This is a genomic window from Rhizobium sp. M10, assembly GCF_002531955.1.
Classification (GTDB): Bacteria; Pseudomonadota; Alphaproteobacteria; order Rhizobiales; family Rhizobiaceae; genus Rhizobium; species Rhizobium etli_C.
Map to the genome: position 1 here is coordinate 278,849 of NZ_NWTA01000005.1, position 24,838 is coordinate 303,686.

Annotated in this window: 28 protein-coding genes; 15 read left to right on the forward strand and 13 right to left on the reverse strand. The window is 61.8% G+C overall.

Annotation, left to right across the window (positions count from 1 at the left end; translation table 11 throughout):
- Positions 1–91 precede the first annotated feature (91 nt).
- The 5 genes from CO671_RS10860 to ccmA are packed head-to-tail and all read right to left on the reverse strand — an operon-like array spanning position 92 to position 2,969.
- Positions 92–700: a DsbE family thiol:disulfide interchange protein gene (locus tag CO671_RS10860; protein WP_097605913.1), complete on the reverse strand. Its 609-nt coding sequence runs from the start codon at positions 698–700 to the stop codon at positions 92–94.
- Positions 697–864, reverse strand: a complete 168-nt coding sequence (ccmD, locus tag CO671_RS10865) for a heme exporter protein CcmD (RefSeq protein ID WP_010028274.1) — start codon at positions 862–864, stop codon at positions 697–699. The genes CO671_RS10860 and ccmD overlap by 4 nt, the downstream gene beginning before the upstream one ends.
- Before the next feature lie 3 nt (positions 865–867).
- Positions 868–1,629, reverse strand: coding sequence for a heme ABC transporter permease (locus tag CO671_RS10870; RefSeq protein WP_097606001.1), 762 nt, complete (start codon positions 1,627–1,629; stop codon positions 868–870).
- Between the two features lie 48 nt (positions 1,630–1,677).
- The gene (gene ccmB / locus CO671_RS10875; RefSeq protein ID WP_097605914.1) at positions 1,678–2,337 is read right to left on the reverse strand and encodes a heme exporter protein CcmB; all 660 of its coding nucleotides are present in this window, start codon (positions 2,335–2,337) and stop codon (positions 1,678–1,680) included.
- Positions 2,334–2,969, reverse strand: a complete 636-nt coding sequence (ccmA, locus tag CO671_RS10880) for a heme ABC exporter ATP-binding protein CcmA (protein WP_097605915.1) — start codon at positions 2,967–2,969, stop codon at positions 2,334–2,336. Before ccmA ends, ccmB begins: the two co-directional genes overlap by 4 nt.
- Positions 2,970–3,231: 262 nt before the next feature.
- Between ccmA and acnA the strand changes: the two genes are divergently transcribed.
- The 3 genes from acnA to CO671_RS10895 all read left to right on the forward strand — a co-directional run bounded on the left by acnA (position 3,232) and on the right by CO671_RS10895 (position 7,578).
- Entirely contained in the window at positions 3,232–5,922 is a 2,691-nt protein-coding gene (gene acnA / locus CO671_RS10885; RefSeq protein WP_097605916.1) for an aconitate hydratase AcnA, read from the forward strand.
- Between the two features lie 231 nt (positions 5,923–6,153).
- Entirely contained in the window at positions 6,154–6,894 is a 741-nt protein-coding gene (locus tag CO671_RS10890; RefSeq protein ID WP_097605917.1) for a thioredoxin family protein, read from the forward strand.
- Positions 6,895–7,176: 282 nt separating this feature from the next.
- Positions 7,177–7,578, forward strand: a complete 402-nt coding sequence (locus CO671_RS10895; protein ID WP_010026852.1) for a DUF2794 domain-containing protein — start codon at positions 7,177–7,179, stop codon at positions 7,576–7,578.
- Positions 7,579–7,584: 6 nt separating this feature from the next.
- On the opposite strand, the gene CO671_RS10900 is transcribed toward CO671_RS10895, so the two are convergent.
- The 4 genes from CO671_RS10900 to CO671_RS10915 form a co-directional block, all read right to left on the reverse strand.
- Positions 7,585–8,142 carry a GNAT family N-acetyltransferase gene (locus tag CO671_RS10900; RefSeq protein WP_097605918.1) on the reverse strand — a complete coding sequence of 186 codons (558 nt, stop codon included), beginning with the start codon at positions 8,140–8,142 and terminating at the stop codon, positions 7,585–7,587.
- 107 nt (positions 8,143–8,249) lie between these two features.
- Complete coding sequence (locus CO671_RS10905; RefSeq protein ID WP_097580562.1) at positions 8,250–8,978, reverse strand: Bax inhibitor-1/YccA family protein; 729 nt, start codon at positions 8,976–8,978, stop codon at positions 8,250–8,252.
- 180 nt (positions 8,979–9,158) lie between these two features.
- Positions 9,159–11,702 (reverse strand): ABC transporter permease, encoded by a 2,544-nt coding sequence (locus CO671_RS10910; protein ID WP_097605919.1) that lies wholly within the window; start codon positions 11,700–11,702, stop codon positions 9,159–9,161.
- Positions 11,699–12,406 carry an ABC transporter ATP-binding protein gene (locus CO671_RS10915; RefSeq protein ID WP_097605920.1) on the reverse strand — a complete coding sequence of 236 codons (708 nt, stop codon included), beginning with the start codon at positions 12,404–12,406 and terminating at the stop codon, positions 11,699–11,701. Before CO671_RS10915 ends, CO671_RS10910 begins: the two co-directional genes overlap by 4 nt.
- A gap of 72 nt (positions 12,407–12,478) precedes the next feature.
- Here CO671_RS10915 and CO671_RS10920 point away from each other — a divergent pair, with 72 nt between their 5' ends.
- Both CO671_RS10920 and thpR read left to right on the forward strand, forming a co-directional pair.
- Entirely contained in the window at positions 12,479–13,123 is a 645-nt protein-coding gene (locus tag CO671_RS10920; RefSeq protein WP_097605921.1) for an arylesterase, read from the forward strand.
- Between the two features lie 68 nt (positions 13,124–13,191).
- Positions 13,192–13,785 (forward strand): RNA 2',3'-cyclic phosphodiesterase, encoded by a 594-nt coding sequence (gene thpR, locus CO671_RS10925; RefSeq protein ID WP_097580566.1) that lies wholly within the window; start codon positions 13,192–13,194, stop codon positions 13,783–13,785.
- Here the strand turns inward: thpR and CO671_RS10930 are convergent.
- Positions 13,692–14,192, reverse strand: coding sequence for a low molecular weight protein-tyrosine-phosphatase (locus CO671_RS10930; RefSeq protein WP_097605922.1), 501 nt, complete (start codon positions 14,190–14,192; stop codon positions 13,692–13,694). The genes thpR and CO671_RS10930 overlap by 94 nt on opposite strands.
- A gap of 35 nt (positions 14,193–14,227) precedes the next feature.
- Here CO671_RS10930 and CO671_RS10935 point away from each other — a divergent pair, with 35 nt between their 5' ends.
- On the forward strand, positions 14,228–14,533 hold the full coding sequence (locus tag CO671_RS10935; RefSeq protein WP_097605923.1) for a 4a-hydroxytetrahydrobiopterin dehydratase: 306 nt from the start codon (positions 14,228–14,230) through the stop codon (positions 14,531–14,533).
- Between the two features lie 92 nt (positions 14,534–14,625).
- Positions 14,626–15,018: a YkvA family protein gene (locus CO671_RS10940; protein ID WP_064683829.1), complete on the forward strand. Its 393-nt coding sequence runs from the start codon at positions 14,626–14,628 to the stop codon at positions 15,016–15,018.
- Between the two features lie 14 nt (positions 15,019–15,032).
- Here CO671_RS10940 and CO671_RS10945 read toward each other — a convergent pair whose 3' ends face one another.
- Positions 15,033–15,593, reverse strand: coding sequence for a sigma-70 family RNA polymerase sigma factor (locus CO671_RS10945; protein ID WP_097605924.1), 561 nt, complete (start codon positions 15,591–15,593; stop codon positions 15,033–15,035).
- 336 nt (positions 15,594–15,929) lie between these two features.
- Here CO671_RS10945 and CO671_RS10955 point away from each other — a divergent pair, with 336 nt between their 5' ends.
- The 5 genes from CO671_RS10955 (at position 15,930) to CO671_RS10985 (ending at position 21,113) form a co-directional block, all read left to right on the forward strand.
- Entirely contained in the window at positions 15,930–16,439 is a 510-nt protein-coding gene (locus CO671_RS10955) for an invasion associated locus B family protein (protein WP_097605926.1), read from the forward strand.
- Between the two features lie 607 nt (positions 16,440–17,046).
- Positions 17,047–18,276 carry a 23S rRNA (adenine(2503)-C(2))-methyltransferase RlmN gene (gene rlmN / locus CO671_RS10970; protein ID WP_064683826.1) on the forward strand — a complete coding sequence of 410 codons (1,230 nt, stop codon included), beginning with the start codon at positions 17,047–17,049 and terminating at the stop codon, positions 18,274–18,276.
- A 93-nt stretch (positions 18,277–18,369) separates the two neighbouring features.
- The gene (locus tag CO671_RS10975) at positions 18,370–19,323 is read left to right on the forward strand and encodes an ABC transporter substrate-binding protein (RefSeq protein WP_097605927.1); all 954 of its coding nucleotides are present in this window, start codon (positions 18,370–18,372) and stop codon (positions 19,321–19,323) included.
- A gap of 120 nt (positions 19,324–19,443) precedes the next feature.
- Complete coding sequence (locus tag CO671_RS10980) at positions 19,444–20,322, forward strand: ABC transporter permease (protein ID WP_097605928.1); 879 nt, start codon at positions 19,444–19,446, stop codon at positions 20,320–20,322.
- A complete protein-coding gene (locus CO671_RS10985) occupies positions 20,319–21,113 on the forward strand; it encodes an ABC transporter ATP-binding protein (protein ID WP_097605929.1) in 795 nt (264 codons plus the stop codon). Before CO671_RS10980 ends, CO671_RS10985 begins: the two co-directional genes overlap by 4 nt.
- Positions 21,114–21,188: 75 nt before the next feature.
- Here CO671_RS10985 and CO671_RS10990 read toward each other — a convergent pair whose 3' ends face one another.
- On the reverse strand, positions 21,189–21,830 hold the full coding sequence (locus CO671_RS10990; RefSeq protein WP_097605930.1) for a LysE family translocator: 642 nt from the start codon (positions 21,828–21,830) through the stop codon (positions 21,189–21,191).
- 83 nt (positions 21,831–21,913) lie between these two features.
- Positions 21,914–22,765, reverse strand: a complete 852-nt coding sequence (locus tag CO671_RS10995; RefSeq protein ID WP_097606002.1) for an SDR family NAD(P)-dependent oxidoreductase — start codon at positions 22,763–22,765, stop codon at positions 21,914–21,916.
- Between the two features lie 83 nt (positions 22,766–22,848).
- On the opposite strand from CO671_RS10995, the gene CO671_RS11000 reads away from it, so the two are divergent.
- The 3 genes from CO671_RS11000 to CO671_RS11010 all read left to right on the forward strand — a co-directional run bounded on the left by CO671_RS11000 (position 22,849) and on the right by CO671_RS11010 (position 24,710).
- The gene (locus CO671_RS11000) at positions 22,849–23,094 is read left to right on the forward strand and encodes a type II toxin-antitoxin system ParD family antitoxin (protein ID WP_097606003.1); all 246 of its coding nucleotides are present in this window, start codon (positions 22,849–22,851) and stop codon (positions 23,092–23,094) included.
- Positions 23,091–23,381, forward strand: coding sequence for a type II toxin-antitoxin system RelE/ParE family toxin (locus CO671_RS11005; RefSeq protein WP_097605931.1), 291 nt, complete (start codon positions 23,091–23,093; stop codon positions 23,379–23,381). Before CO671_RS11000 ends, CO671_RS11005 begins: the two co-directional genes overlap by 4 nt.
- A gap of 105 nt (positions 23,382–23,486) precedes the next feature.
- Positions 23,487–24,710: an argininosuccinate synthase gene (locus tag CO671_RS11010; RefSeq protein ID WP_097580576.1), complete on the forward strand. Its 1,224-nt coding sequence runs from the start codon at positions 23,487–23,489 to the stop codon at positions 24,708–24,710.
- Positions 24,711–24,838: the final 128 nt, after the last annotated feature.

The following is a 24,838-nucleotide window of genomic DNA, read 5'->3' on the forward strand; positions in this document are numbered from 1 at the left end:
AAGCGTTGACGTTTGTCGTGGGGTGGCGCAGCGCGTTAGCCCCTCCCCCTTGTGGGGAGGGGTTGGGGAGGGGTCTTGCCCGGAATGATACTTATGAAGCCGGTTTCCCCAGAGCTTTTTCCATCGCCGGAAACAGTCCTTCCTTCAGGCTGATATCGTCGAAGGGGCCGACGCGCTTGTAGAGGATGGTGCCGTCGGGGCCGACCAGATAGCTTTCCGGGATACCGTAGACACCCCAGTCGATCGCTGCCTTGCCGTTCGGATCGACGCCGATCGCCCGATAGGGGTTTCCGAGTTCGCCGAGGAAACGCAGGGCGTTGTCGTTCTTGTCCTTGTAATTGATGGCGACGATGTTGAGCCGACCGTCCTTCGCCAGTTCCTTCAAGATCGGATGTTCGTCCCTGCAGGGAAGGCACCAGGAGGCGAAAACGTTGACGAGGGTCAGCTTGCCCTTGATCGCCGCATCGGTGAGCGCCGGCAGGTTTGCCCCGTCGAGCGGCGGAAGATTCAGCGACGGCGCCTTGGTGCCGATCAGGGCCGATGGGATTTCGGCGATGTTCTTGCCGTGGAAATCCTGGTCGTAGAGCATCTTGGCGGCCGTCGCCGCAATGCCGCCGAAGACGAGGAGCGGCAGAAGCGCCAGCGCATAGCTGGCAAATCCACGCGGCTTGGTGGTCTTGGTTTCAGGTGTCTCGCTCATTCGCCATCTCTTGCGCGCGCCGAGCGGCGGCGAATGCCGGCGGCTTCGAGGGCCGCGAGCTCCTTGCGGCGCGCCTGGCCGTCGGCCCAAGTCCATACAATGACGGTGATCACTACGAGTGCCGCAAAGCCGTAGGATGCGTAGACATAGAACGCATGCGTCATGGCCTATTCCTCCCGGCTGGCCATGCGGGCGGCGAGACGGCGCTGGGCGGCGATGCGGCGGCGCCAGATCTCGTTTCTCATTGCCATAATGTGCAGCGTGAAGAAGAGCAGCGTGAAAGCGATCGCCATGACGAAGAGCGGACGCAGAAATTCCGGATCGATTGCCGGCCCATCGAGGCGCATCACGCTGGCCGGCTGATGCAGCGTGTTCCACCAATCGACCGAGAATTTGATGATCGGGATGTTGACGAAGCCGACGAGGATGAGCACGGCGGAGACGCGTGCGGCCTTCGATGGATCGTCGATGGCGCGGCCGAGCGCAATCAGGCCTAGATACATCAGGAAGAGGATGAAAACGGAGGTCAACCTGGCATCCCAGACCCACCAGGTGCCCCACATCGGCTTGCCCCAGAGCGAGCCGGTGACGAGGGCGAGCAGGGTGAAGGCGGCGCCGAGCGGCGCTGCGGCCTTGGCGGAGACATCGGCGAGCGGATGGCGCCAGACGAGCGTGCCGATCGCGGAGATGCTCATCACTGTATAGCACATCATCGAAAGCCAGGCCGAGGGGACGTGGACATACATGATGCGTACGGTGTCACCCTGCTGGTAGTCCCCCTCGGTGGCGAAGCTCAGATAAAGGCCCACGGCAAAACAGAGGGCGGTGATACCGGCCATCCAGGGAATGACGCGCGCCGCCAGAGCCAGAAACCGCGTCGGGTTGGCGAGGTCGCTGAATTTGCTGATGGCAAGGCTCGTTTCGCTCATGACCGCTTCCTTATCTTGATCCGGCTTTTCCCGCAATCGAAAGGCCAATCAATCCGCCGTGTTTCGCAGCGCGAGCGCGGCGGCGGCCGGGCCGATGACGGCGAAGAAGAGCGTCAGCGCGATCAGGATGAGGAAGGGCGGAAGGAACGGCGCGGGCTCCTCAACCGCGGCATAGGTGGCGCTGACGCCGAAGATCAGCACCGGGATGGTCAACGGCAGCACGAGGATCGAGACCAGCAGGCCGCCGCGGGGCAGGGCGACGGCGACGGCGGCGCCGACAGCACCGATGAAGGTGATCGCCGGCGATCCGGCGAGCAGCGTCAGCATGGTCGCGCCGATCGCCGTTTCGTCCATGTTCATGAAGAGGCCGAGCAGCGGCGAGGCGATGACCAACGGCAGGCTGGTGGCCGTCCAGTGGGCGAAGCATTTGACGAGCACGGTCAGAACGAGCGGCGTGTCCTGCATCAGCATCAGGTCGAGCGATCCATCGTCCCGCTCGGCCTGGAACAGGCGGTCGAGGCCGAGAAGGCCGGCAAGCAGGGCGCCGATCCAGACGATGGCGGGGCCGATGCGGGAGAGAAGCTTGAGATCCGGGCCGACGCCGAAGGGGATGACGGCGACGACGGTCAGGAAGAACAGCACCCCGATCAGCGCGCCGCCGCCGGCGCGGATCGAGAGCTTGAGGTCGCGGAGGAAAAGGGCGGTCATCCCCACACCCCCTGATCCACTCCGGCAAAGCCCGTCATCTTCAATTCCTGCGCATTTTTCAGCCCCAGCGGCTGATGCGTTGCCGCCAGTACGATGCCGCCCTTTCTCAGATGCGCTTCGATCAATCCTGCGAATAGCTGGTCGGCGCTTGCGTCCAATGCCGCGGTCGGTTCGTCGAGGATCCAGACGGGGCGGTGGGCGACCAGCAGCTTGGCGAAGGCGAATCGGCGCTGCTGGCCGGCGGAGAGATAGGCGAAGGGAAGATGAGTGATTCCGGCAAGGCCGACGGCCTCGGCGGCGTCTTCCGTGGAGAGGTCGGCATTGCCGAGAAAGCTCCGCCAAAAATCCAGATTCTCCACAACCGTAAGTTCATTCTTCATCGCATTTCGATGGCCGAGGTAGTGGCTGACCTCGCCGGGATGACGGCCCTCCGGGCTCTCTTCGTCGTGGAAGATCACCGTGCCCTTTTCCGGCCTAAGAAGACCGGCGGCAACACGCAGCAAAGTGGACTTTCCGGATCCATTTTTGCCGGTCAGGACAAGCGCTTCTCCTGCTGCCAAGTGAAAGGAAACGTTAACGAAAATGAGATCTTCACCGCGCCTTGCAGCTAGATTTTCGGCGGTGAGATGCATGCGTCGGCTCTTTCTTCGTGGCGGCTTCAGGCAGGGTCAAAAAATGTCAGATTTTGATCGTTCTCGGGTATGGCAAGTTTTTAGGAAATTATCTATAAGACCTGCAACCACGCCAGCGGTCGGCGTGAATTTCATCCTTGCGCCGAACTTGGAGCATCTGTTCCACGTGCGGACAGCGGAAATGGCCGTACCCGCATCCTGATGTGCATTAAGTGCATAGGCGTTCGCACGACTGTGTTGGCTATCAGAAACGGGGTCTCTCGTGTCTAAATCTCTTGACAGTTTCAATTGTCGTTCCACGCTTTCGGTGAACGGGAAGGACTATGTCTATTACAGCCTGCCCAAGGCTGAGGCAAACGGTCTGCCCGGCGTCTCGAAGCTTCCCTATTCGATGAAGGTGCTGCTCGAAAACCTGCTGCGCTTCGAAGACGGCCAGTCGGTTACCAAGGAGCACATCCTGGCCGTTGCCGAGTGGCTGAACAACAAGGGTGCGGTCGAAAACGAAATCGCCTATCGCCCGGCGCGCGTGCTGATGCAGGACTTCACCGGCGTTCCCGCCGTCGTCGACCTTGCCGCGATGCGCGACGCGATGGTGTCGCTCGGCGGCGATCCCGAGAAGATCAACCCGCTCGTTCCCGTCGATCTCGTCATCGACCACTCCGTCATCGTCGATGAATTCGGCACGCCGCAGGCTTTCGCCAAGAACGTCGAACTGGAATATCAGCGCAACGGCGAGCGCTACCGCTTCCTGAAGTGGGGCCAGCAGGCCTTCAAGAACTTCCGCGTCGTGCCTCCCGGCACCGGCATCTGTCACCAGGTCAACCTCGAATATCTCGGCCAGACCGTCTGGACGAAGGAAGAGGACGGCGAGACGATCGCCTATCCGGATACTTGCGTCGGCACCGACAGCCACACGACGATGATCAACGGTCTCGGCGTTCTCGGCTGGGGCGTGGGCGGTATCGAAGCGGAAGCAGCCATGCTCGGCCAGCCGGTTTCGATGCTTCTTCCCGAAGTCATCGGCTTCAAGCTGACCGGCAAGCTCAAGGAAGGCGTCACCGCGACCGACCTCGTTCTGACCGTCGTGCAGATGCTGCGCAAGAAGGGCGTCGTTTCCAAGTTCGTCGAATTCTTCGGCCCCGGCATGGACAACATGCCGCTCGCCGACCGTGCGACGATCGGCAACATGGGTCCGGAATATGGCGCCACCTGCGGCTTCTTCCCTGTTGACGGCGAAACCATCAACTACCTCACCATGTCCGGCCGCACGCATGACCGGATCGCGCTGGTCGAAGCCTATTCGAAGGCTCAGGGCATGTGGCGCGAAGGCGACGGTTCCGATCTCGTCTTCACCGACACGCTGGAACTCGACCTCGGCGACGTCGTGCCGTCGATGGCCGGCCCGAAGCGTCCGGAAGGCCGCATCGCGCTCGAAAACATCGCTTCCGGTTTCGCCGGCTCGATGGATGCCGACTACAAGAAGCCCGGCCAGCTTGCCAACCGCTATGCGGTCGAAGGCACGGATTTCGATCTCGGCCATGGCGACGTGGCGATTGCCGCCATCACCTCCTGCACCAACACCTCCAACCCGTCGGTGCTGATTGCTGCCGGCCTTCTTGCCCGCAACGCCGTTGCCAAGGGCCTGAAGACCAAGCCGTGGGTGAAGACCTCGCTCGCCCCGGGATCGCAGGTCGTCGGCGAATATCTCGCCAAGTCGGGCCTGCAGGCCGACCTCGACAAGCTCGGCTTCAACCTCGTCGGCTTCGGCTGCACCACCTGCATCGGCAATTCCGGCCCGCTGCCGGCGCCGATCTCGAAGACGATCAACGACAAGGGCCTGATCGTATCCGGCGTCCTTTCCGGCAACCGCAACTTCGAAGGCCGTATTTCGCCTGACGTCCAGGCGAACTACCTCGCTTCGCCGCCGCTCGTCGTTGCTTATGCGCTTGCCGGCACGGTGCAGAAGGACCTGACCAAGGAGCCGATCGGCGAGGACCAGAACGGCAACCCCGTCTACCTCAAGGACATCTGGCCGACCTCGAAGGAAGTCCAGGAATTCATCCTGAAATACGTGACCCGCGAGCTCTACGAAAGCAAGTATGCCGACGTCTTCAAGGGCGACGTCAACTGGCAGGCCGTTCAGGTTCCGCCGGGCCAGACCTATGCCTGGGACGACGATTCGACCTATGTCCAGAACCCGCCTTACTTCGTTGGCATGGGCAAGAAGGGCACCGGCGTCGCCGACATCAAGGGCGCCCGCGTCCTCGGCCTGTTCGGCGACAAGATCACCACCGACCACATCTCTCCGGCCGGTTCGATCAAGGCGGCATCGCCGGCCGGCGCCTACCTCATCGGCCATGACGTTGCCGTTGCCGACTTCAACCAGTACGGCACGCGCCGCGGCAACCATGAAGTGATGATGCGCGGCACGTTTGCCAATATCCGCATCCGCAACCACATGCTCGGCCCGAACGGCAAGGAAGGTGGCTACACCATTCACTACCCGTCGAAGGAAGAGACCTCGATCTACGACGCGGCCATGCAGTACAAGGCCGAGGGCGTGCCGCTCGTCATCTTCGCCGGTGTCGAATACGGCAACGGCTCCTCGCGCGACTGGGCGGCCAAGGGCACCAACCTGCTCGGCGTCAAGGCGGTGATCGCTCAGTCCTTCGAGCGCATCCATCGCTCGAACCTGGTCGGCATGGGCGTTATTCCCTTCGTCTTCGAAGAGGGCACGACCTGGCAGAGCCTCGGCCTCAAGGGCGATGAACTCGTCACCATCGAGGGCCTGGACAAGATCAAGCCGCGCGAGCGGAAGATCGCCAAGATCACCTATAGCGACGGCACCGTGAAGGACGTTCCGCTGCTGTCGCGCGTCGATACGCTCGACGAGGTGATCTACCTCAACAATGGCGGCATCCTGCAGACGGTCCTGCGCGATCTCGCTGCCTGATCGTTAAGAGCCTGACATGATCATGGCCGCCGGAAAGCAATTTCCGGCGGCTTTCTTATGCAGCGACAGTCATCGAGCGAACTCACGATGATTTGTTTTCCGCGGCTTCCGGTCATGCCGCGTCTCACCCGTTCGTGACTTTTCGTTTGGACCCGGAAGGATTATTCGTACGTTCATATCTCAGCGCCTCCGGTTCCAATACGCCGTCGGCGCTGAAAAAGAGGTGCATGAATGTCCCCCCGTTTCTTGATCCCGCTATTGGCCGGTGTTGTTCTCGCAGGCCCGCTGCATGCCGAAGACGGCACGCCGAAAGGCGTCGTCGAGCTCTTCACGGCGCAGGGCTGCTCCTCCTGTCCCCCCGCCGATGCGGCTTTCCGCAAGCTGGTGAACCAGGGCGATGTCATCGCGCTCGCCTATCACGTCGATTACTGGAATTATCTCGGCTGGGCCGATACGCTGAGCTCGAAGGAAAACACCGAGCGGCAATACGGCTATGCCAGGACGATGGGCCGCAGCAACGTCTACACGCCGCAAGTCATCGTCAACGGGCGCGGCCATCTCGCCGGTTCTGATCTCACGGGCATCAACAGCCGGATCGACAGCTACAGCAGCGAAGGCAACGGATTGACCGTTCCCATCAGCGCATCGATGCGCGGCGACGAGCTGGAGATCAAGATCGGCGCAGGGCAGGGTAAAGCCAATGTCGTCATGGTCTATTTCGACAAGGAAAAGACGATCGAAGTCGAAAAGGGTGAAAACAGCGGCAAGAAGCTCTCCTATCTGCACAGCGTCACCAATGTCGAAACCGTCGGCATGTGGGATGGCAAGGCGACCAATCTGACGCTGCCGGCAAGCGTCCTGCAGCGGCCGCAACTTGAGGGTTGCGCTATCCTGCTGCAGTCGGCGACCGCGGACGGCGATCCGGCCGCGATCCTTGGCGCGACGGTGGTGATGGCGGGCAAAAATATCTGAGATTTCATCCTGATACGGATGAAGGTCCGGGCGGCCCGGCCGAGCGTATTCGGGGCTGGGGTTAAGGTCGATACGCTCCGCCGGGCCCTTTGGCGCGCTGGCGCCAAACCGGGATGCATAATTCTCCTGCAAATGAGGCGCTGTTTTGACTGAAATGCGGCGCTGCCGAGAAAGCGTCGACTCTTCCACTGCGGCCGAATGTGACGGGCCGCACTCTTGCAATTTGTGGCGGCTCGGGCAAACTGTCATTCTCCTGTCACAAGCGGAGGCCTCGGGAGACTGATGACAGATCAGCCGGATTTGCGACACGGCGAAAGCCGCTCCGTCGACAATAGTTCTTCAGTCGTCGTCGATCTCAGGGAATACAAACAAAGCAAAGACCCGCTTCCGGTGACTTTCCACAGGCGCGAACTCGACGCGATCCTGTGGATCTACGGTCGCATGGTCGGCGAGGGGGAATGGCGCGATTACGCCATCGATCACCTGAAAGACAGGGCGGTGTTTTCCGTCTTCAAGCGCTCCGGCGAAATGCCGTTCTTCCGAATCGAAAAGAACCCGAAGCTCGCCGCCAAGCAAGGCGCCTACTCCGTCATCAACGTCAACGGCATGATCCTGAAGCGCGGCCACGAGCTGAACCACGTCCTCAAGGTGTTCGACAAGGCTTTGAAGCTGGTCGATAAGTAAGCCTGGTCAGCCGGCGAACAGCGTGCCGGGATAGGCGGATGGATCCGGATCGGTCGTCATGCCCTCGCCGAGGCTGCGCTGCATGAGCATCGTGTCGAGCCAGCGGCCGTGCTTGTAGCCCGTGCCCTGCATCAGGCCGACCTCCACGAAGCCCGCCTTGAGATGAAGCGCGATCGAGGCGGGGCTTGCGCCGCCGATGACGGCCACCATCTGACGAAAGCCGAGGACGATGCAGCGGTCGATCAACTCGGTCATCAGTGCCTTGCCGATGCCGCGGCCGCGCGCTTCGGGCGCCAGGTAGATCGAATCCTCCACCATCCAGCGATAGGCCGGGCGGGTGCGGAAGGCCGAGGCATAGGCGTAGCCGAGGAAGTTTCCGTCGTCATCGGCCGCGGCGATATAGGGATATTGCTGGCCGACGATCGCCGCAAAACGCTGCGCGATCTCGGCCTCGGAGGGCGGTGTGATCTCGTAGCTCGACGTGCCGTTCAAAACGGATTCACGGTAGATCCCGGTAATGGCAGGGATATCGGCCTCAGAGGCGTCGCGCAGAAGGAAGGACATCGGGCAGTGGTCCAGCGGCGGGGCAGAGCTCCTCTAAAACCATTCCTCCGAAAACGGCGCAACAAAAAAGGCGGCCGAAGCCGCCTTTTCGATCTTGATGGACCTGCTTATTTACGGTTGCCCATGAACTGCAGCAGGAACATGAAGAGGTTGATGAAGTCGAGATAGAGCGTCAGCGCGCCCATGATCGCCTTGCGGCCGGCAACGGCAACGTCATCGGCTTCGTAGTAGAGTTCCTTGATCCGCTGCGTGTCGTAGGCGGTCAGGCCTGCAAAGATCAGCACGCCGATCACCGAGATGGCGAACTGCATCGCGGAGGAGGCCAGGAAGACGTTGACGAGCGAGGCGATGATCAGGCCGAAGAGACCCATGATCAGGAACGAGCCGATTGCCGACAGGTCACGTTTCGTCGTGTAGCCGTAAAGCGACAGCGCGCCGAAGGAGGCGGCGGTGACGAAGAACGTCTGAACGACACTCTGGCCGGTATAGATCAGGAAGATCGACGAGAGTGACAGGCCGACCAGCGCGGCATAGATCGCGAAGGTCGTCTGGGCGGCGCTCACCGTCATGCTATGGATCCGGAAGCTCAGGAAGAACACCAGAGCCAGCGGCGCCAGAATGACCACCCATTTCAGCGGGCTCAGATAGATCGCCTGACCGAAAGCGGTAATCTCGCCATTGGCGAAAGCGAATTGGAACGACAGATATGCGGCCACACCGGTGATCGCCAGACCCAGCGCCATCAGGTTGTAGACCTTGAGCATATAGGTGCGCAGGCCCTGATCAATCATCTCGCCGGTTTGAGCGCGGCTTTGATAGTTACGAAGATCAGCCATAGTTTCCTCTTACAAGCTCCGATGGAGTTACGGTGTCGGGGTTTTCGACCCGGGCGCCGCTGCGGAGCTCCAGCATGCCTGCAGACAATATGAGGCCTTCGCCCCTCGCAAACAAGAGGCTTGCGAAGGCCTGGCCGGTTAAATCGCCGTAAGGTGAAGGGTTTGGCCGTCGTTCGCCGGTCAAAGCTCGCGCAGGACGGGCGCCGCCTTCTGTCCGAGGATGCGCCAGGTGCCGATGAGGCCGATGCCGACGGTCAGGACGAGCGCCGTCACCAGCGTCAGCCCCGCCACATCGGGCAGAAAGGCCGAGGGCAGCCGCATGATGCGGGCGACGATGAACCAGGCGGCGGCGGCGCCGGCGATTAGCGCGAAGATCGCGGTCGCAAGCCCCAGGATCAGATATTCGTAACTGAAGGCGCGGATCAGCATGGCCCGGGTGGCGCCGAGCGTCTTCAGCACCACTGCATCGTGGGTGCGCGCCCGGTTGCCGGCGGCAAGCGCTCCGGCGAGGACGAGGATCGAGGCGATGAGGGCCACCGAGGCTGCGGCGCGGATCGCGGTCGCCAGCTGCGCCACCAGCTGGTTGACGATATCGATCGCGTCCTTGACCCGAACGCTGGTGACCGTCGGATAGGTGTTGGTGACGGATTTCAGGATCGCCGCATCTTCGGCCGGCGTCGAGGCGGGATCGGTCAGTGTCGCGAGCCAGGCGTGCGGGGCGCCGCGGAAGGTGTTCGGCGAGAAGACCATGACGAAATTGATCGACAGCGATTCCCACTCGACGCGGCGCAGATTGGCGATCTTGGCGGTGATATTGCGGCCGAGCACGTTGACGGTAACGGTGTCGCCGATCTTCAGGCCGAGTTCATGGGCCTCTTCCGAGGAGAAGGAGACCAGCGGCTCGCCGCTGTAATCCTTGTCCCACCAGCTGCCTTCGGTCAGCGCAGCGTTTTCCGGCACGGCGTCGGAGTAGGTGATGCCGCGATCGCCGTTCAGCACCCAGCGGCCGGCGGCCGGCACGTTCAGCTTGGTGACGTCCTCGCCGTTGAAGGCGACGATGCGGCCACGCAGCATCGGCACCTCCATGAGCTTGCCCTTCGGCGCCTGCGCCTGGACGAGGTTGCGGAATGCGTCGACCTCGGCGCTCTGGATATCGACGAAGAAGAAGTTCGGCGCGCCCTCGTTCATGCGGCCGGTCAGCTGCTGGCGCAGGTTTCCGTCGATCAAGGTCAGCGTCACCAGCAACGCCAGGCCGAGGCCGAGCGAGAGCACCACCGAGGGTGTCAGGGCGCCGGGTCGGTGGATATTGCCGATCGCGAGCCTGAGCGCCGGCGAGTGAACGCGCGGGCTGCGGCGGGCGAGCCAGGCGATCAGCGCGGCGACGAGCCGTAGGACGGCGAAGGCGAAGATGATGGCGCCGACGAAGACGACGGCGATGTAGCGGTCATAGGCGGTGAGGATGGCAAGACCGGCCAGGGCCGCCATGAACAGCGTCGCAAGCAGGATATAGGGCCAGGAGGGCAGGTGGCGGGCCTCGAAGCCCTGCTCGCGGAAGAGCGCCGTCGCCGGCACTTCGCGGGCATGGCCAAGCGGCAGAATGGCGAAGGCGAGTGTCGTCAGGATGCCGAAGAGCGCCGCAAGCAGCAGGGCGCCGGGATAGAGGGTCGGCGTCGTGGACACCGGCAGGAACTGTGCCAGGAACTGCGCGGCGAAGATCGGCGACAGGGCGCCGATGACGAGGCCGATCATGATGCCGCCAAGCGCAATGATGGTGATCTGGAAGAGATAGATCAGCACGACGACGGCGGCCGGCGCACCCAGGCATTTGAAGCTGGCGATGGTGGTGCGCTTGGAATCGAGGAAGGCACGCACCGCATTGGCGACGCCGACGCCGCCGACGATCAGCGCGGTGAGGCCGACCAGCGTCAGAAACTGCGAGAAGCGGGTGATGTTTTCGGTAAGCGAGGGTGCGGCCCGGTCGCTGGTGCGGATCGCCCAGCCGGCGGAAGGGAATTCCCTGGAGGCGCGCGCCTGGATGCCCGATATCGCGCGCTTGTCCTCCAGCCGGATCTTGTAGGCATGTTCGACCAGGCTTCCGGTCTGGATCAGGCCCGAGGCTTCGAGCGCCCGGCGGCTGACGAGCAGGCGCGGCGCAAAGCCGAAACCTTCGGAGAGGGCGTCCGGCTCGGTCTTGACGGTGCCGGTGATGCTGAGTTTGACATTGCCGAGCAGTAATTCGTCGCCGACCGCAAGGCCAAGCCGGTCGAGCAGCAGCGGCGCCGCGACCGCGCCATAGGTGCCGCTTTGGGCCGAAAGCAGGGCTGCAAGCGGATAATCCGGCTCGGCTGCGAAGCTGCCGTAGAGCGGGTAGGCGTCGTCGACCGCCTTGACCTCGACCAGCGCCTGGTCGGAACCATCAGGCTTGCGGGCCATCGAGCGCAGACCGGTCGACACCGAGACGGTGCCGAGACTTTCGAGGAAAGCCATCTCCTGCGGTGTGGCCTCGCGGTTGTTGAGCTCGAAGCGGACGTCGCCGGCCAAGAGCTCCTGCCCCTGCGAGGCGATCGTGTCGGTGATCGACTGCGAAACCGAGTTGACGGCGGCAATCGCGCCTGTGCCGAGCGCGATACAGGCGAGAAAGATGTAGAAGCCGCGAATGCCGCCGCGCAGCTCACGCAGTGCCAGGCGAAAAGCAAGCGCGGTGCGCGGCGTGATCATTCTCATGCGAATGCCGCCTCGCTGCGGCGGGCAGCGCTGTCGTCTTCGATCCGGCCGGAGCGGACGCGGATCTGGCGCGAGCAGCGGTTCGCAAGCGAGACGTCGTGGGTGACGAGAAGCAGGGTCATGCCGCGCTCGGCCTGTTTGGAAAACAATAGGTCGGCGATCTGGCGGCCAGTCTCGGTATCGAGATTGCCCGTGGGCTCGTCGGCGATCAGCAAAGCGGGCGAGGGGGCGAGCGCTCTGGCGATCGCCACGCGCTGCTGTTCGCCGCCGGAAAGCTGGCCGGGATAGTGGTTCAACCGTTCGCCGAGACCGACCGAATTCAGCTCGCGGTGGGCGATCTCGAAGGCGTTGCGGACATTGGCGAGCTCCAGCGGCACGGCGACGTTTTCCAGCGCCGTCATGTTGGCGATCAGGTGGAAGGATTGGAAGACGATGCCGATGTTACGGCCGCGGAAATCGGCGACCTCATCCTCGCTCAGCGCGTGGAGCGGCGTGTCGTTGATGTTGATTTCGCCGCTGTCGAGCTTCTCCAATCCGGCAAGCACCATCAGCAGGGTGGACTTGCCGGAACCGGAAGGGCCGACGATGCCGACGGATTCGCCCGCTGATATATCGAGATCGATACCCTTCAGCACATGGACGGAGGCCGCGGCGCTGCCAAGGGTCAGATCGGCGCTCTTCAACTCGATGATGGTTTTTGCCAACGGAAATCGCCCTATATAAGCCCGTAATCAAATTGCCGCATAACGGCACCCCGCCAATCTAGGGAAAGCAGGATGAGATTTAAAGTTGCCGTCCTTCAATTCACCGTCATTGCCCTCTCACTGATCTTTGCCGCCGGCGCAAATGCGCGGACAATCAATCTCGTCGGATTCGGGGACAGCCTGATGGCAGGCTATCAGCTGCCGCCCGGCGACGGCTTTCCCGAAAAGCTGCAGGCGGCCTTGAAGGCGAAGGGGCTCGACGTCGCCATCGCCAATGCCGGCGTTTCGGGCGATACGACGACAGGGGGGCTGGCCCGCATCGACTGGTCAGTGCCTGACGGCACCGATGGCGTCATCCTGGAGCTCGGCGCCAACGATGCGCTGCGCGGCATTCCGCCCGAAGAGAGCGAAAAGAATCTCGACCAGATGATAACGCGGCTGAAGGAACGCGGCATTGCCGTGCTCCTCGTCGGCATGATGGCGCCACCCAATATGGGCGCGGATTATGCCGAACGCTTCAATCCGATTTATCGGAAACTTTCGGAGAAACACGGAGTTCGGCTTTATGCCTTCTTCCTTGACGGCGTGGTGCTCGATGCAGGGCTCAAACTCAGCGACGGCATGCATCCGAATGCGAAGGGCGTGGATGTCATGGTTCAGAAGATGGAAGCCGATGTCACAAATTTCGTCGGGACGATTTCTACTGTGAAGAAATAGGGGCTTGCGCGCTCATTGATTGCGTGATTCCGTGTAAGCACCTGCAAAAGATTCGGGGAGTGCTCGTTATGCCGAGACTGTTTACCGCCCTCGAAATTCCGCGCAATGCGGCGATGAGCCTTTCATTGCTGCGCGGCGGTCTCCCCGGAGCACGATGGATCGATGTGGAGAATTACCACATCACCCTGCGCTTCATCGGTGATGTCGACGGCCGCACCGCCGATGAAATCGTCGAACGCCTCGACCGGATCGACCGGCCGGAATTCCAGTTCCGCCTCGAAGGCATCGGTTCCTTCGGCTCGAAGAAACCGCATTCGGTCTGGGCCGGCGTCTCGCAATCGCCTGAGATGTACGCCCTGCAGGGTGAGATCGAGCGCATCTGCCAGCGCATCGGCCTGCCGCCGGATCCCCGCAAATTCATGCCGCATGTGACGCTGGCACGGCTCAAATCGTCGCGGCTCGACGATGTCGTGCAATATCTGGCCGGGCGCGGCAACTTCCACACCGCAACTTTCACGGCGCCGCGCTTCGTGCTGCTTTCATCGCGCGAATCGGTGGGCGGCGGGCCTTACCTCACCGAGGAAGTGTTTCCGCTGCACGAGGCCCGCTCGACGCCCAGCGTTTCGAGCAGCTTGCTGCAGCCGGTCAAGAGCCTGGTATAGACCAGCTCAAAACCATCGGGGCCGCCATAATAGGGATCGGGAATATCCTCTCCCGTTCCTAGAGCGGCATCGCCAAACAGGCGGATATTCACCTTGGGCGGCGCGATCTTGCCAAGCGTCGCCAGGTTGTCGCGGTCCATGGCAAGGATCAGCTCGAAATTGCTGAAATCAGTTGGCCGGATGCGGCGGGCGCGCTGCGCCGCTATGTCGATGCCATGGCGTTGCGCGGTGGCGATCGAACGCCGGTCGGGCGGCTCGCCCTCATGCCAGCCGCCGGTGCCGGCGGAATCGAGGGTGAAACGGCCGGTGAGACCAGCCTCGCTGACGAGATGACGAAAAATTCCCTCGGCAAGCGGAGAACGGCATATATTGCCCATGCAAACGAAGAGGATACTGATAGGCGTCATCGGTAGACCTGTCGGAAGAACAAGAGGAACATGGCATGAAATGGGAAAAACTGGAACGGGCGGCAGTCGAGGCGCAACTGGCGGGGCTTTCCGGCTGGGCGCTCAATGACGCGGCTTCCTCGATCTCGAAGACATTCAAGTTTTCGAATTTCATCGAGGCTTTCGGCTTCATGACGGAGGCAGCGATCACGGCCGAAAAGCTCAACCATCATCCCGAATGGTTCAACGTCTATTCCCGAGTAGATGTGACGCTGAACACGCATGATGCCGGCGGACTGACGGAGCTGGATTTCAAGCTCGCCAAGGCGATGGAGAAGGCGGCGGCACGACGTCTCGGCTGAAGGCCTTCGATTGAACGGGGCCGATTGAAAGGGGCCGATTGAAAGCCTGGGCGCCATCACCATATGTGCGCAGGGACGAAAGGATGTCAGGGATGGACGAGGTCAAATTCGGGGAAATCCTGCTGCCGGGCGACGAGGACACCCAGAGCCGGCGGGAGAAGACGGTGCGGCAGAAGTTCTGGCCGACTTTCCGCCGCGCCGTGCGGCAGATCCCGTTCTCACGCGACGTCGTCGCCGGCTTTTACTGCGCGCTCGATCCACAAACACCGACCAAGGTGCGCGGTGTGCTGCTCGCAGCACTCGCCTATTTCGTCATGCCGGTCGACATGATCCCGGATATTTTCGCCGTCGTCGGCTTTTCTGACGATGTCGCCGTGCTTTCGGCCGCCTTCGCCATGGTACGCAGCCATATCCGGCCAGGCCATTACGACGCGGCGGACCGCGTCCTTGCCGACCCGCCAGCGGATACGATGAAAACGATTTGAAGGCCGGCGCCGGTTCAGCCGAGCTCCTGATCCAGCACCTTGCGGAGTTTGCCGAAGGCAAGCCGGATCCGTGATTTCACCGTGCCGAGCGGCAGCCCGGTCGCTTCAGCGATCTCAGCGTGCGACTGGCCGAGAAAAAAGGCGGCACGCAGCATGTCGCGCTGTTCCTGCGGCAGTTGGCCGACCGCGGCACGGATTTTGGCGTCGCGATCGTCATTGACGATGATTTCCTCGGCGCCGATGTCGGCCGGCGGCTGCAGGGCCGGGTCCGTCTCGTCGAAGATGCGGGCGTCGGCGCGGCGCTGCAGGTCGATGCGGCGATTGCGGGCAATGCGAAAGAGCCAGGTCGAGAGTGAAGATCGCGTGGCATCGTAGAGATAGGCCTTGTGCCAGAGCACGATCATGATCTCCTGAACCAGCTCCTCGGCCTCGCCTGAGGTCATTTTCCGGCGCATCAGCCAGGTCTTCAGACGCGGGGCGAAATAGTCGAACAGGATGGAGAAGGCCTGCTGGTCGCGATCGTCTGCGACAGCCTTTGCGAGGGCAGCGAAACGCCGTCTTTCCTCGGCATCCATGTCGTCTCACGAGCCCCCTGCGGCGAAAATTTCGTCCCGGATTTCCAAAGTCTTAATGAGGTACAACGGATTTTTGAAAGGTCAAACTCTTGCCTGAATCTTTGTGTCTTAGATTCACCCGAACGGCCGGCCGGTGCCATCGGCGCACCGGCATCGCAGCCGATTTCAGCAAGGGGCAAAAGTCGTGGTCGAGCTGAAATGACACAGGCACATACAAATTGCAGCTATTGTTGACCATTTGGTAACCTGAATTAAGTCAAAATAAAGCAGATCGTGATTATGCGCCGCCCGCTATGATCGCTTCGGGCCTTGAATCGCAAGAACCGGCAGGAATCCATGTTTGTAAAAAGTATCGTATCCGCCCTCGCACTCACCCTTGGTATGGCCGGAGTTGCGATAGCGCAGCAAGCCGCGCCGACCCGCATTCAGCAGTTCCAGGCATGGGGCGCCTATTCCTACAAGTCGGGCGCCAGCACCGTCTGCTACGTGCTGTCCGTGCCGACGGCAAAGCAGCCGGCAAGCGTCGACCACGGCGACAATTTCTTCATCGTCTCGCAGCGCCCCGGCCAGAACATCTCCTACGAGCCGCAGGCGATGATGGGCTACACGGTGAAGGAAAATTCGAAGATCAACGTCGTCATCGACAACAAGACCTTCGTGATGTTCACCAAGGACAAGGCCGGCTGGGTCGAGAACGCGGCTCAGGAGCCGGCCCTCGTCGCGGCGATGAAGACCGGTCATTCGATGACGGTCAATGCGGTCTCGCGCAAGGGCACGGGCACGTCCTACAGCTATTCGCTCTCGGGCATCTCGGCGGCGCTGAAACAGATCGAAAGCTGCAAGTAGGCGCTTTTTTAGCCAACGGAATTTCAAGGGCCGGCCTTGCGCCGGCCCTTGCTGTTTTCCATCTCTAGAGCCTTTCCGGGTTAGATTGTAGCATTCTGTTGGCTCAAACGGAGTCGGATGGTCGACCGGCCGGCGCGTGTCGTAGCCCAGCTCTACGGCCAAGTCGGCCGGTCGATCAGCCGGCCCGTTTCAGCCAACCCTCCCGCAGATTTGCTGGGTAAATCTGCAAGACTCAAAAGCGCCGGACGCACTGATCGCTTCGCCGCGGCGAAGCGGTGCGGCCGGTGGGCCGGGCATCTCTAGTCAGGATCAGAGGCGATCGGCTCGGACGTACCTGGGGGTATGCCCGTCGCCAATCGCCTCTGCCCTGACGAAAACCTGCTCCGGCAGAATGCTTCAATCTAACCAGGAAAGGCTCTATAGTGACGCGCCGGCAAAATGATGCTAAAGGCCGGGGCCAACAGCGGACAGATCGCGATATCAGTCGCCGTTCCGCCATTCAATTTCTGCCAATGTGCCGTCATGCGCCTCACCTCTTCCGGCTTGCTCCTGAAGTCTGCGGGGCTTGCGGGGGCGGTTACGTGTTCGAATTCGGGATCTAAAGACCATGTCCGTCATGGATGCGATTGATGTCACCAAGCCACGGGCGCCGAACGCCTCTTCCGGCGCCGAAAAGCCTTCCCTGATCGGGCTGTCGCGCGAGGAAATGGCGGCGGCGCTCAGGGAAAAAGGCGTGGCCGAGAAGCAGATCAAGATGCGCGTCGCGCAGCTCTGGAACTGGATCTATGTGCGCGGCGTCTCCGATTTCGACCATATGACGAATGTCGCCAAGGACATGCGTGAAATGCTGAAGCAGCATTTCACCATCGCGCGTCCCGAGATCGTCGAGGAGCAGGTCTCCAATGATGGCACCCGCAAATGGCTGCTGCGCTTTCCCGCGCGGGGCGCAGGCCGCCCGGTCGAGATCGAAGCCGTCTACATTCCGGAAGAGGGTCGTGGCACGCTGTGCATTTCCAGCCAGGTTGGCTGCACGCTGACCTGTTCCTTCTGTCACACCGGCACGCAGCGGCTGGTGCGCAACCTGACGGCGGAGGAAATCCTGTCGCAGCTGCTGCTCGCCCGCGACCGGCTCGGCGACTTCCCGGATCGCGAAGCGCCGCAAGGCACGATCATGCCGGCCGAAGGCCGCAAGGTCAGCAATATCGTGATGATGGGCATGGGCGAGCCGCTCTATAATTTCGATGCCGTCAAACAAGCGCTGCTGATCGCTACGGATGGCGACGGACTGTCGCTGTCCAAACGTCGCGTGACGCTTTCCACCTCCGGTGTCGTGCCTGAGATCTTCCGCACCGGCGAGGAGATCGGCGTCATGCTGGCGATCTCGCTGCATGCGGTGCGCGACGACCTTCGCGATATTCTGGTGCCGATCAACAAGAAGTATCCGCTGAAGGAGCTGATCGACGCCTGCAAGGCCTATCCCGGCCTTTCCAATGCGCGGCGCATCACCTTCGAATATGTGATGCTGAAGGACGTCAATGACAGCCTGGAAGACGCCAAGGGGCTGATCAAGCTTCTGAAAGGCGTGCCGGCAAAGATCAACCTCATTCCGTTCAATCCCTGGCCCGGCACCAACTACCAGTGTTCCGACTGGGAGCAGATCGAGAAGTTCGCCGATTTCATCAATTCGGCGGGTTATGCCTCGCCGATCCGCACGCCGCGCGGCCGCGATATTCTGGCCGCCTGCGGCCAGCTGAAATCGGAATCCGAACGCATGCGCAAGACCGAGCGTCTGGCCTTCGAAGCGATGATGATCGCCAATCACGGCGCCGACGACTGATCAGCAAGTTTGATCCTCGCAACAATTCTCCGCGATTGATTTCAGGGGGCGCTTTTCCTAAAAGTGCCGCCAAAATCATATAGGAGGATACCCATGCGCCCGATTTTGCTCGCTCTTGCCGCCAGTTTGGTCCTTTCCCTTCCCGCCAAAGCCGATGACGTGACCGTCGCGGTGACGGCGATCGTCGAGCATCCGGCGCTGGATGCGGCCCGCAAGGGGGTTCTCGACGTGTTGACGGCGGCCGGTTACAAGGAAGGCGAGAACCTGAAATTCGTGTTCGAATCGGCGCAGGGCAATCCGGCGACCGCAGCCCAGATCGCCCGCCAGTTCGCCGGCGACGAGCCGAATGTCATCGTGCCGATCTCCACGCCGTCCGCCCAGGCCGTCGTCTCGGCGACGCGCGACATTCCCGTCGTCTTCACGGCCGTGTCGGATCCGCTCGGCGCCCAGCTCGTCAAGAACATGGACAAGCCGGGCGGCAATGTCACCGGCCTTTCCGACATGTCCCCGGTCGGCGAGCACTTGGCGTTGATCAAGGAAATCCTGCCTGATGCGAAAACCATCGGCTATCTCTACAACTCAGGTGAGGCGAATTCGGTTTCGCTGCTCGCCGTGCTGAAGGCAAAAGCCGAAAAGGCCGGGCTGAAGGTGGTCGAATCGGCCGCCACCAAATCGGCCGAGGTTCAGGGCGCTGCCCGCGCCCTCGTCGGCCGCGCCGATGCGATCTACATCCCGACCGACAACACGATCATCTCGGCGCTCGAAGGCGCCGTCGCGGTTGCCGAAGAAAGCAAGCTGCCGCTCTTCACCGCCGATACGGATTCGGTATCGCGCGGATCGATCGCCGCTCTCGGCTTCAACTATTACGACGTCGGCAAGCAGACGGGCGAAATCGTCGTGCGCGTGCTGAAAGGCGAAAATCCGGGCGATATCGCGGTCAAGACCGCCGCCGGCAGCGATCTCGTCGTCAACAAGGCGGCTGCGGCCAAGATGGGTGTCACCCTGCCCGAGAGCGTGCTTTCGCGGGCCAACAAAGTCATCGACTAATCGGTCGTAGCTCCATCGACCATTCACATTCAGCCGCTCCCGTTTGCACGGGGGCGGCTGAAGTATTACAAGGCTGCGGTTTCGCGACGGGCGGAACGGAAACAAAAGGGGCTGAATGCCTTGAGCCAAATAGCATTCTGGGGGGCCGTCGAGCTCGGCCTGGTCTATTCCTTCGTCGCCCTCGGCGTCTATCTCGCCTTCCGCGTCCTCGATTTTCCCGATCTGACGGTCGACGGTTCCTTTCCGCTCGGAGCAGCGGTCACCGCCGTGCTGATTATCGCCGGCGTCAATGCCTGGCTTGCGGCGTTTATTGCCATGGCGGCGGGCGCCGGCGCGGGCATGGTGACGGCGCTGCTCAACGTGCGTTTCAAGATCCTCAATCTGCTCGCCTCGATCCTGACGATGATCGCGCTCTTTTCGGTCAATCTGAGAGTGATGGGCAAACCCAACGTCGCCCTCATCAATGCCGATACGATGATCAGCCCGTTCTTCGGCCATGGCCTGCGCGATTTCTATGTGCGGCCGCTCTTCGTCGGCGTTCTCGTCACCGTCGCCCTCGTCCTGGTCTGGCGCTTCCTCGAAAGCGACGCCGGGCTGGCCATGCGCGCGACTGGCGCCAATGCCAGGATGGCGCGGGCCCAGGGCGTCGACACCAGCCGGCAGATCTATCTCGGCATGGCGATCTCCAATGCGCTGGTGGCGCTCGGCGGTGCCTTGTTTGCCCAGACCAACGGTTTTGCCGATGTCACCTCCGGCGTCGGCACGATCGTCGTCGGTCTTGCCGCCGTCATCATCGGCGAGACCTTGCTCGGGCGGCGCGGCCTGCTGATTGCGCTCATCGGCTGCGTGCTCGGCTCGATCCTCTATCGCATCGCCATCCAGCTGGCGCTGTCGAGCGACGTCATCGGCCTGCAGGCCTCCGACCTCAATTTCGTGACGGCCGTGCTGGTGACCGTGGCACTCATTCTTCCCCGCCTTCGCAGAGGTGCCGCATCGTGATCAGCGTCAAGGATATCAAGGTCGTTTTCGGGCGCGGCACGCCGCTGCAGAAGCAGGCGCTGAACGGCGTCAGCCTGACCATCGAGCAGGGCTCCTTCGTCACCGTCATCGGCTCGAACGGCGCCGGCAAATCCACGCTGCTCGGCGTGCTCGCCGGCGATGTCCTGCCGAGCGAGGGACAGGTGCTGATCGGCAAGAATGAGGTGACGCGCAAGTCGACGGCGGCGCGCGCCGGTCTGGTGGCACGCGTCTTCCAGGATCCGCTGACAGGAAGCTGCGGCTCATTGTCGATCGAGGAGAATCTCGCTCTGGCCGCCCGCCGCGGTGAGACGCGCGGGCTTGTCCCGGCGCTTGGGGGCAAGAGGCGCGATTACTTCAAGGAGCGGATCGCCGAGCTCAATCTCGGGCTGGAAAACCGGCTGAAGGACCGCATGGATCTGCTTTCCGGCGGGCAGCGACAGGCCGTTTCGCTTGTCATGGCGACACTTGCCGGGTCGGAGGTACTGCTGCTCGACGAACACACGGCAGCGCTCGATCCTGGTATGGCCGAGTACGTGATGAACCTCACGCAGAAGATCGTGGCCGAGCGCAAGCTGACGACGATGATGGTGACCCATTCCATGCGCCAGGCCCTGGACTACGGCCACCGCACGATCATGCTGCATGGTGGTGAGATCGTTCTCGACGTTGCGGGCGACAACCGAAAGAACCTACAGGTCGAGGACCTGATCGCCATGTTCCGCAAGATGCGCGGCCAGACGCTCGATGACGACGCTTTGTTGATCGGCTAATGCCGACAGCGTGCTGATTGGCTAAGCCAACAGCGTGCTGATCGGCCAGGCCGTGGCCGGTTTACCTGTCCGCCGCTATTTCGCCTGGGTGAGCAGGATCTTGGCTGCGAAAATCGAGAAGACGCCGGCGAAGGCATAGTCGATCCCGCGCAGCACCTTCTTGTTGTTCTGGAGCCAGGAGGCGAGCCAGTCGGCGGCGAGGATCACGCCGGCATTGACTGGCATGCCGAGCACGATGAAGCAAAATCCGAGGAAAAGCAGCTTCTGCGTCACGGCGGGATCGCCGGCGCTGACGAATTGCGGCAGGAAGGTCATGAAGAAGATGATGACCTTCGGGTTCAGAAGATTGACCCAGAAGCCCGACGAAATGTTCGCAAGCGCCGTGCCCTTCTGCGTCTCGACCTTGGCGACGGTGAGCTTCGAGCCGAAGCGGATCGCCTGCACCGCGAGCCATAACAGATAGGCGGCGCCACCGGTTTTCAGGATTAGGAAGGCAGTCGGCGAGGCGGTGATCAGCGCGGATATGCCGAAGGCGACCAGCATGGTGTGGACGACAATGCCGAGGCTGGTGCCGACGACGACGAAGAGAGCGGCATTCTTGCCCTGGGCGAGCGCGCGGCTGATCGACAGCGTCATGTCGGGACCCGGGGTTGCCGCAAGCAGCAGCGTCGCGGCGGCAAAGGCGAGAAGGGTCGGCAGGCTGGGCAGAAAGTCCATGGCACGCTCGGAAGCCGGAAAGATCTGGCAATCTCTTATCCGGCTTCCGGAAAATTACCAATCAAACCTTCTGATGGCCTCCATTACTTCTGGTCCAGGAAGGCCTTGAACTTGTCGGCATGGTCCTTGTGCCAGCGCGACAGCGGCGGCCGGTTCTCGATAATGTCGCCCATTGCCCAGGCCATGCGTCGCTCGTCGACCGCGCGGCTCACGTCGTTGTCGGGGCAGAGGATATAGAAATCGCCGCGTGCGAGGCTTTCGACCATGAAATCGACCGTCTGCTCCGGCGTCCAGGCGCCAGCGGGTTTTTCCGCGCGGTCGCCCTTGGTGAGGCCGGTAAAGACGAAGCCGGGGATCAGCAGATGGGCGGAGATCTTCGCTGCCGCGGTGTTGCGCAGCTCGTGCTCGAGCGCTTCGGTAAAGACTTTCACGCCAGCCTTGGAGATGTTGTAGGCCGGGTTGCCGGGCGGCGTGGTGATGCCCTGCTTGGAGCCGGTGTTGATGATCAGGCCGGGCTCGCCGTGCGACATCATCTTCGGACCGAAGACGCGCGTGCCGTTGACGACGCCCATCAGATTGACGGCGAAGATATGATCCCAGTTCGGCTGCGCGCTGAAGATCGAGGTCTCCGGGCCGATTCCGGCATTGTTCATCAGCACGTGCACGCGGCCGAAACGCTGGAGCACGGCGCGTTCGAGCGCCTCCAGGGAGTCCCGGCTGGCGACGTCGGTCTCGACCGCCATGACATCTTCTTCGCCGGCAATGGCCTTGAGTTCGTCGGCGGCTGTTGCCAGGCGATCGCCGCCGAGATCGGCGATGGCGACGCTCATGCCTTGGCCGGCGAAATATTTCGCCGCCGCCAGGCCGATGCCGGACGCGCCGCCGGTGACGACCGCAACATTGGATTTCTTGAAAATGTCTTGAATATTCGTCACGGGCAGCCTCTCCTCGAGCATTGTTCGGACGATGGCGAATATGGTAGTTTCGAAATGCAAGTCAAACTGTGAGGTACCTGCGCGTGGCGAAGGTCGTATCTATCAGAATCGATGATCACATGGAGGAGTTTATCGGCACTCAGCTTGATCAGGGAACCTATGGCTCCGCAGACGAGGTGATCGACGCCGGTTTGAGGCTTCTGCAGCGCGAGGCAGAGCTTGCCGCAATCGAGGCAGCCATTATCGAGGGTGAGAAATCCGGCAAGCCACGGCCTTTTGATTTTGATGCTTTTGTCGAGGGAAAGCGAGCACGCCGCGGCCGCCTATGAAAGCGGTTGTTCTCTCGCCAGCCGCTGCCGACGACATCGACAGGATCTACGACTATACCGAAGAGAAATGGGGCCGGGGTCAAGCGGAAGACTATATCTTTGCGCTCCGGGATGACTGCGAGGCGCTTGCAGCACAGACAAAGCGTGGCCGCAAAATCATTGGATTGAGGAGCGGCTACACCGCCCTGGCGTTTCGCTCGCATTTCATCGTTTACGCTGAGACCGAAGAAGCGTTGACGGTTATTCGCATCCTGCATCGGCGCATGAATATCGCGGCCCATCTCTAAACTGCGCTTGTGGTGTCCGGCTTGCCCTTGCGTCACGCGCCAATCTCGCTAAAAGTGCCGCGACACCGGGTTTTCGCCGGCCTTTATGCAACGGACCTCATCACCATGGCATCATACAAAGACGTGAAGAAAGTCGTGCTCGCCTATTCCGGCGGCCTCGATACCTCGATCATCCTGAAGTGGCTGCAGACGGAACTCGGCGCCGAAGTCGTTACCTTCACCGCCGATCTCGGCCAGGGCGAAGAGCTGGAGCCGGCGCGCAAGAAGGCCGAAATGCTCGGCATCAAGGAGATCTACATCGAGGACGTACGCGAGGAATTCGTGCGCGATTTCGTCTTCCCGATGTTCCGTGCCAATGCCGTCTACGAAGGTGTCTATCTGCTAGGCACCTCGATCGCCCGGCCGCTGATTTCCAAACACCTGATCGATATCGCCCGCAAGACCGGCGCCGATGCGATCGCCCACGGGGCGACCGGCAAGGGCAACGACCAGGTTCGTTTCGAGCTCTCCGCCTATGCTTTGAATCCCGACATCAAGATCATCGCGCCGTGGCGCGACTGGGCGTTCAAGAGCCGCACGGACCTGCTCGCCTTCGCCGAACAGCATCAGATCCCGGTCGCCAAGGACAAGAAGGGCGAAGCGCCGTTCTCCGTCGACGCCAACCTCCTGCACTCCTCCTCCGAGGGCAAGGTTCTCGAGGACCCCGCCCAGGAGGCGCCGGAATATGTGCATATGCGCACCATCTCTCCCGAAGCCGCGCCCGACAAGGCGACGGTGATCAAGGTCGGCTTCCGCAAGGGCGACGCCGTCTCGATCAACGGTGTCGAGATGTCGCCGGCGACGCTGCTGGCCACGCTTAACACCTATGGCCGCGACAACGGCATCGGCCGCCTCGACCTCGTCGAGAACCGCTTCGTCGGCATGAAGTCGCGCGGTGTCTATGAGACCCCCGGCGGCACGATCCTGCTTACGGCGCACCGCGCCATCGAATCGATCACCCTCGACCGGGGTGCGGCCCATCTCAAGGATGAGATCATGCCGCGTTACGCCGAGCTGATCTATTATGGTTTCTGGTTCTCGCCCGAGCGTGAGATGTTGCAGGCGCTGATCGACAAGAGCCAGGAGCATGTCGAAGGCGAAGTGACGCTGAAGCTCTACAAGGGCAATGTCATGGTCATCGGCCGTGAAAGCGAGAAGTCACTCTATTCCGACAAGCTCGTCACTTTCGAGGACGACCAGGGCGCCTACGACCAGAAGGACGCAGCCGGCTTCATCAAGCTCAACGCGCTGCGCCTGCGCACGCTCGGCAAGCGCAACCTCGCGAAGTAATCACGCTTCGCCTTCGAACCGGATATGCGCCCGCCGGCTTTGCCGCGCGGGCGTTTTCGTGGAAGCGGTAGCAAGCGTCCCTAATCTCAGAACGTTTAAAATGATCGGATGCCCGACATTCCGCGTGC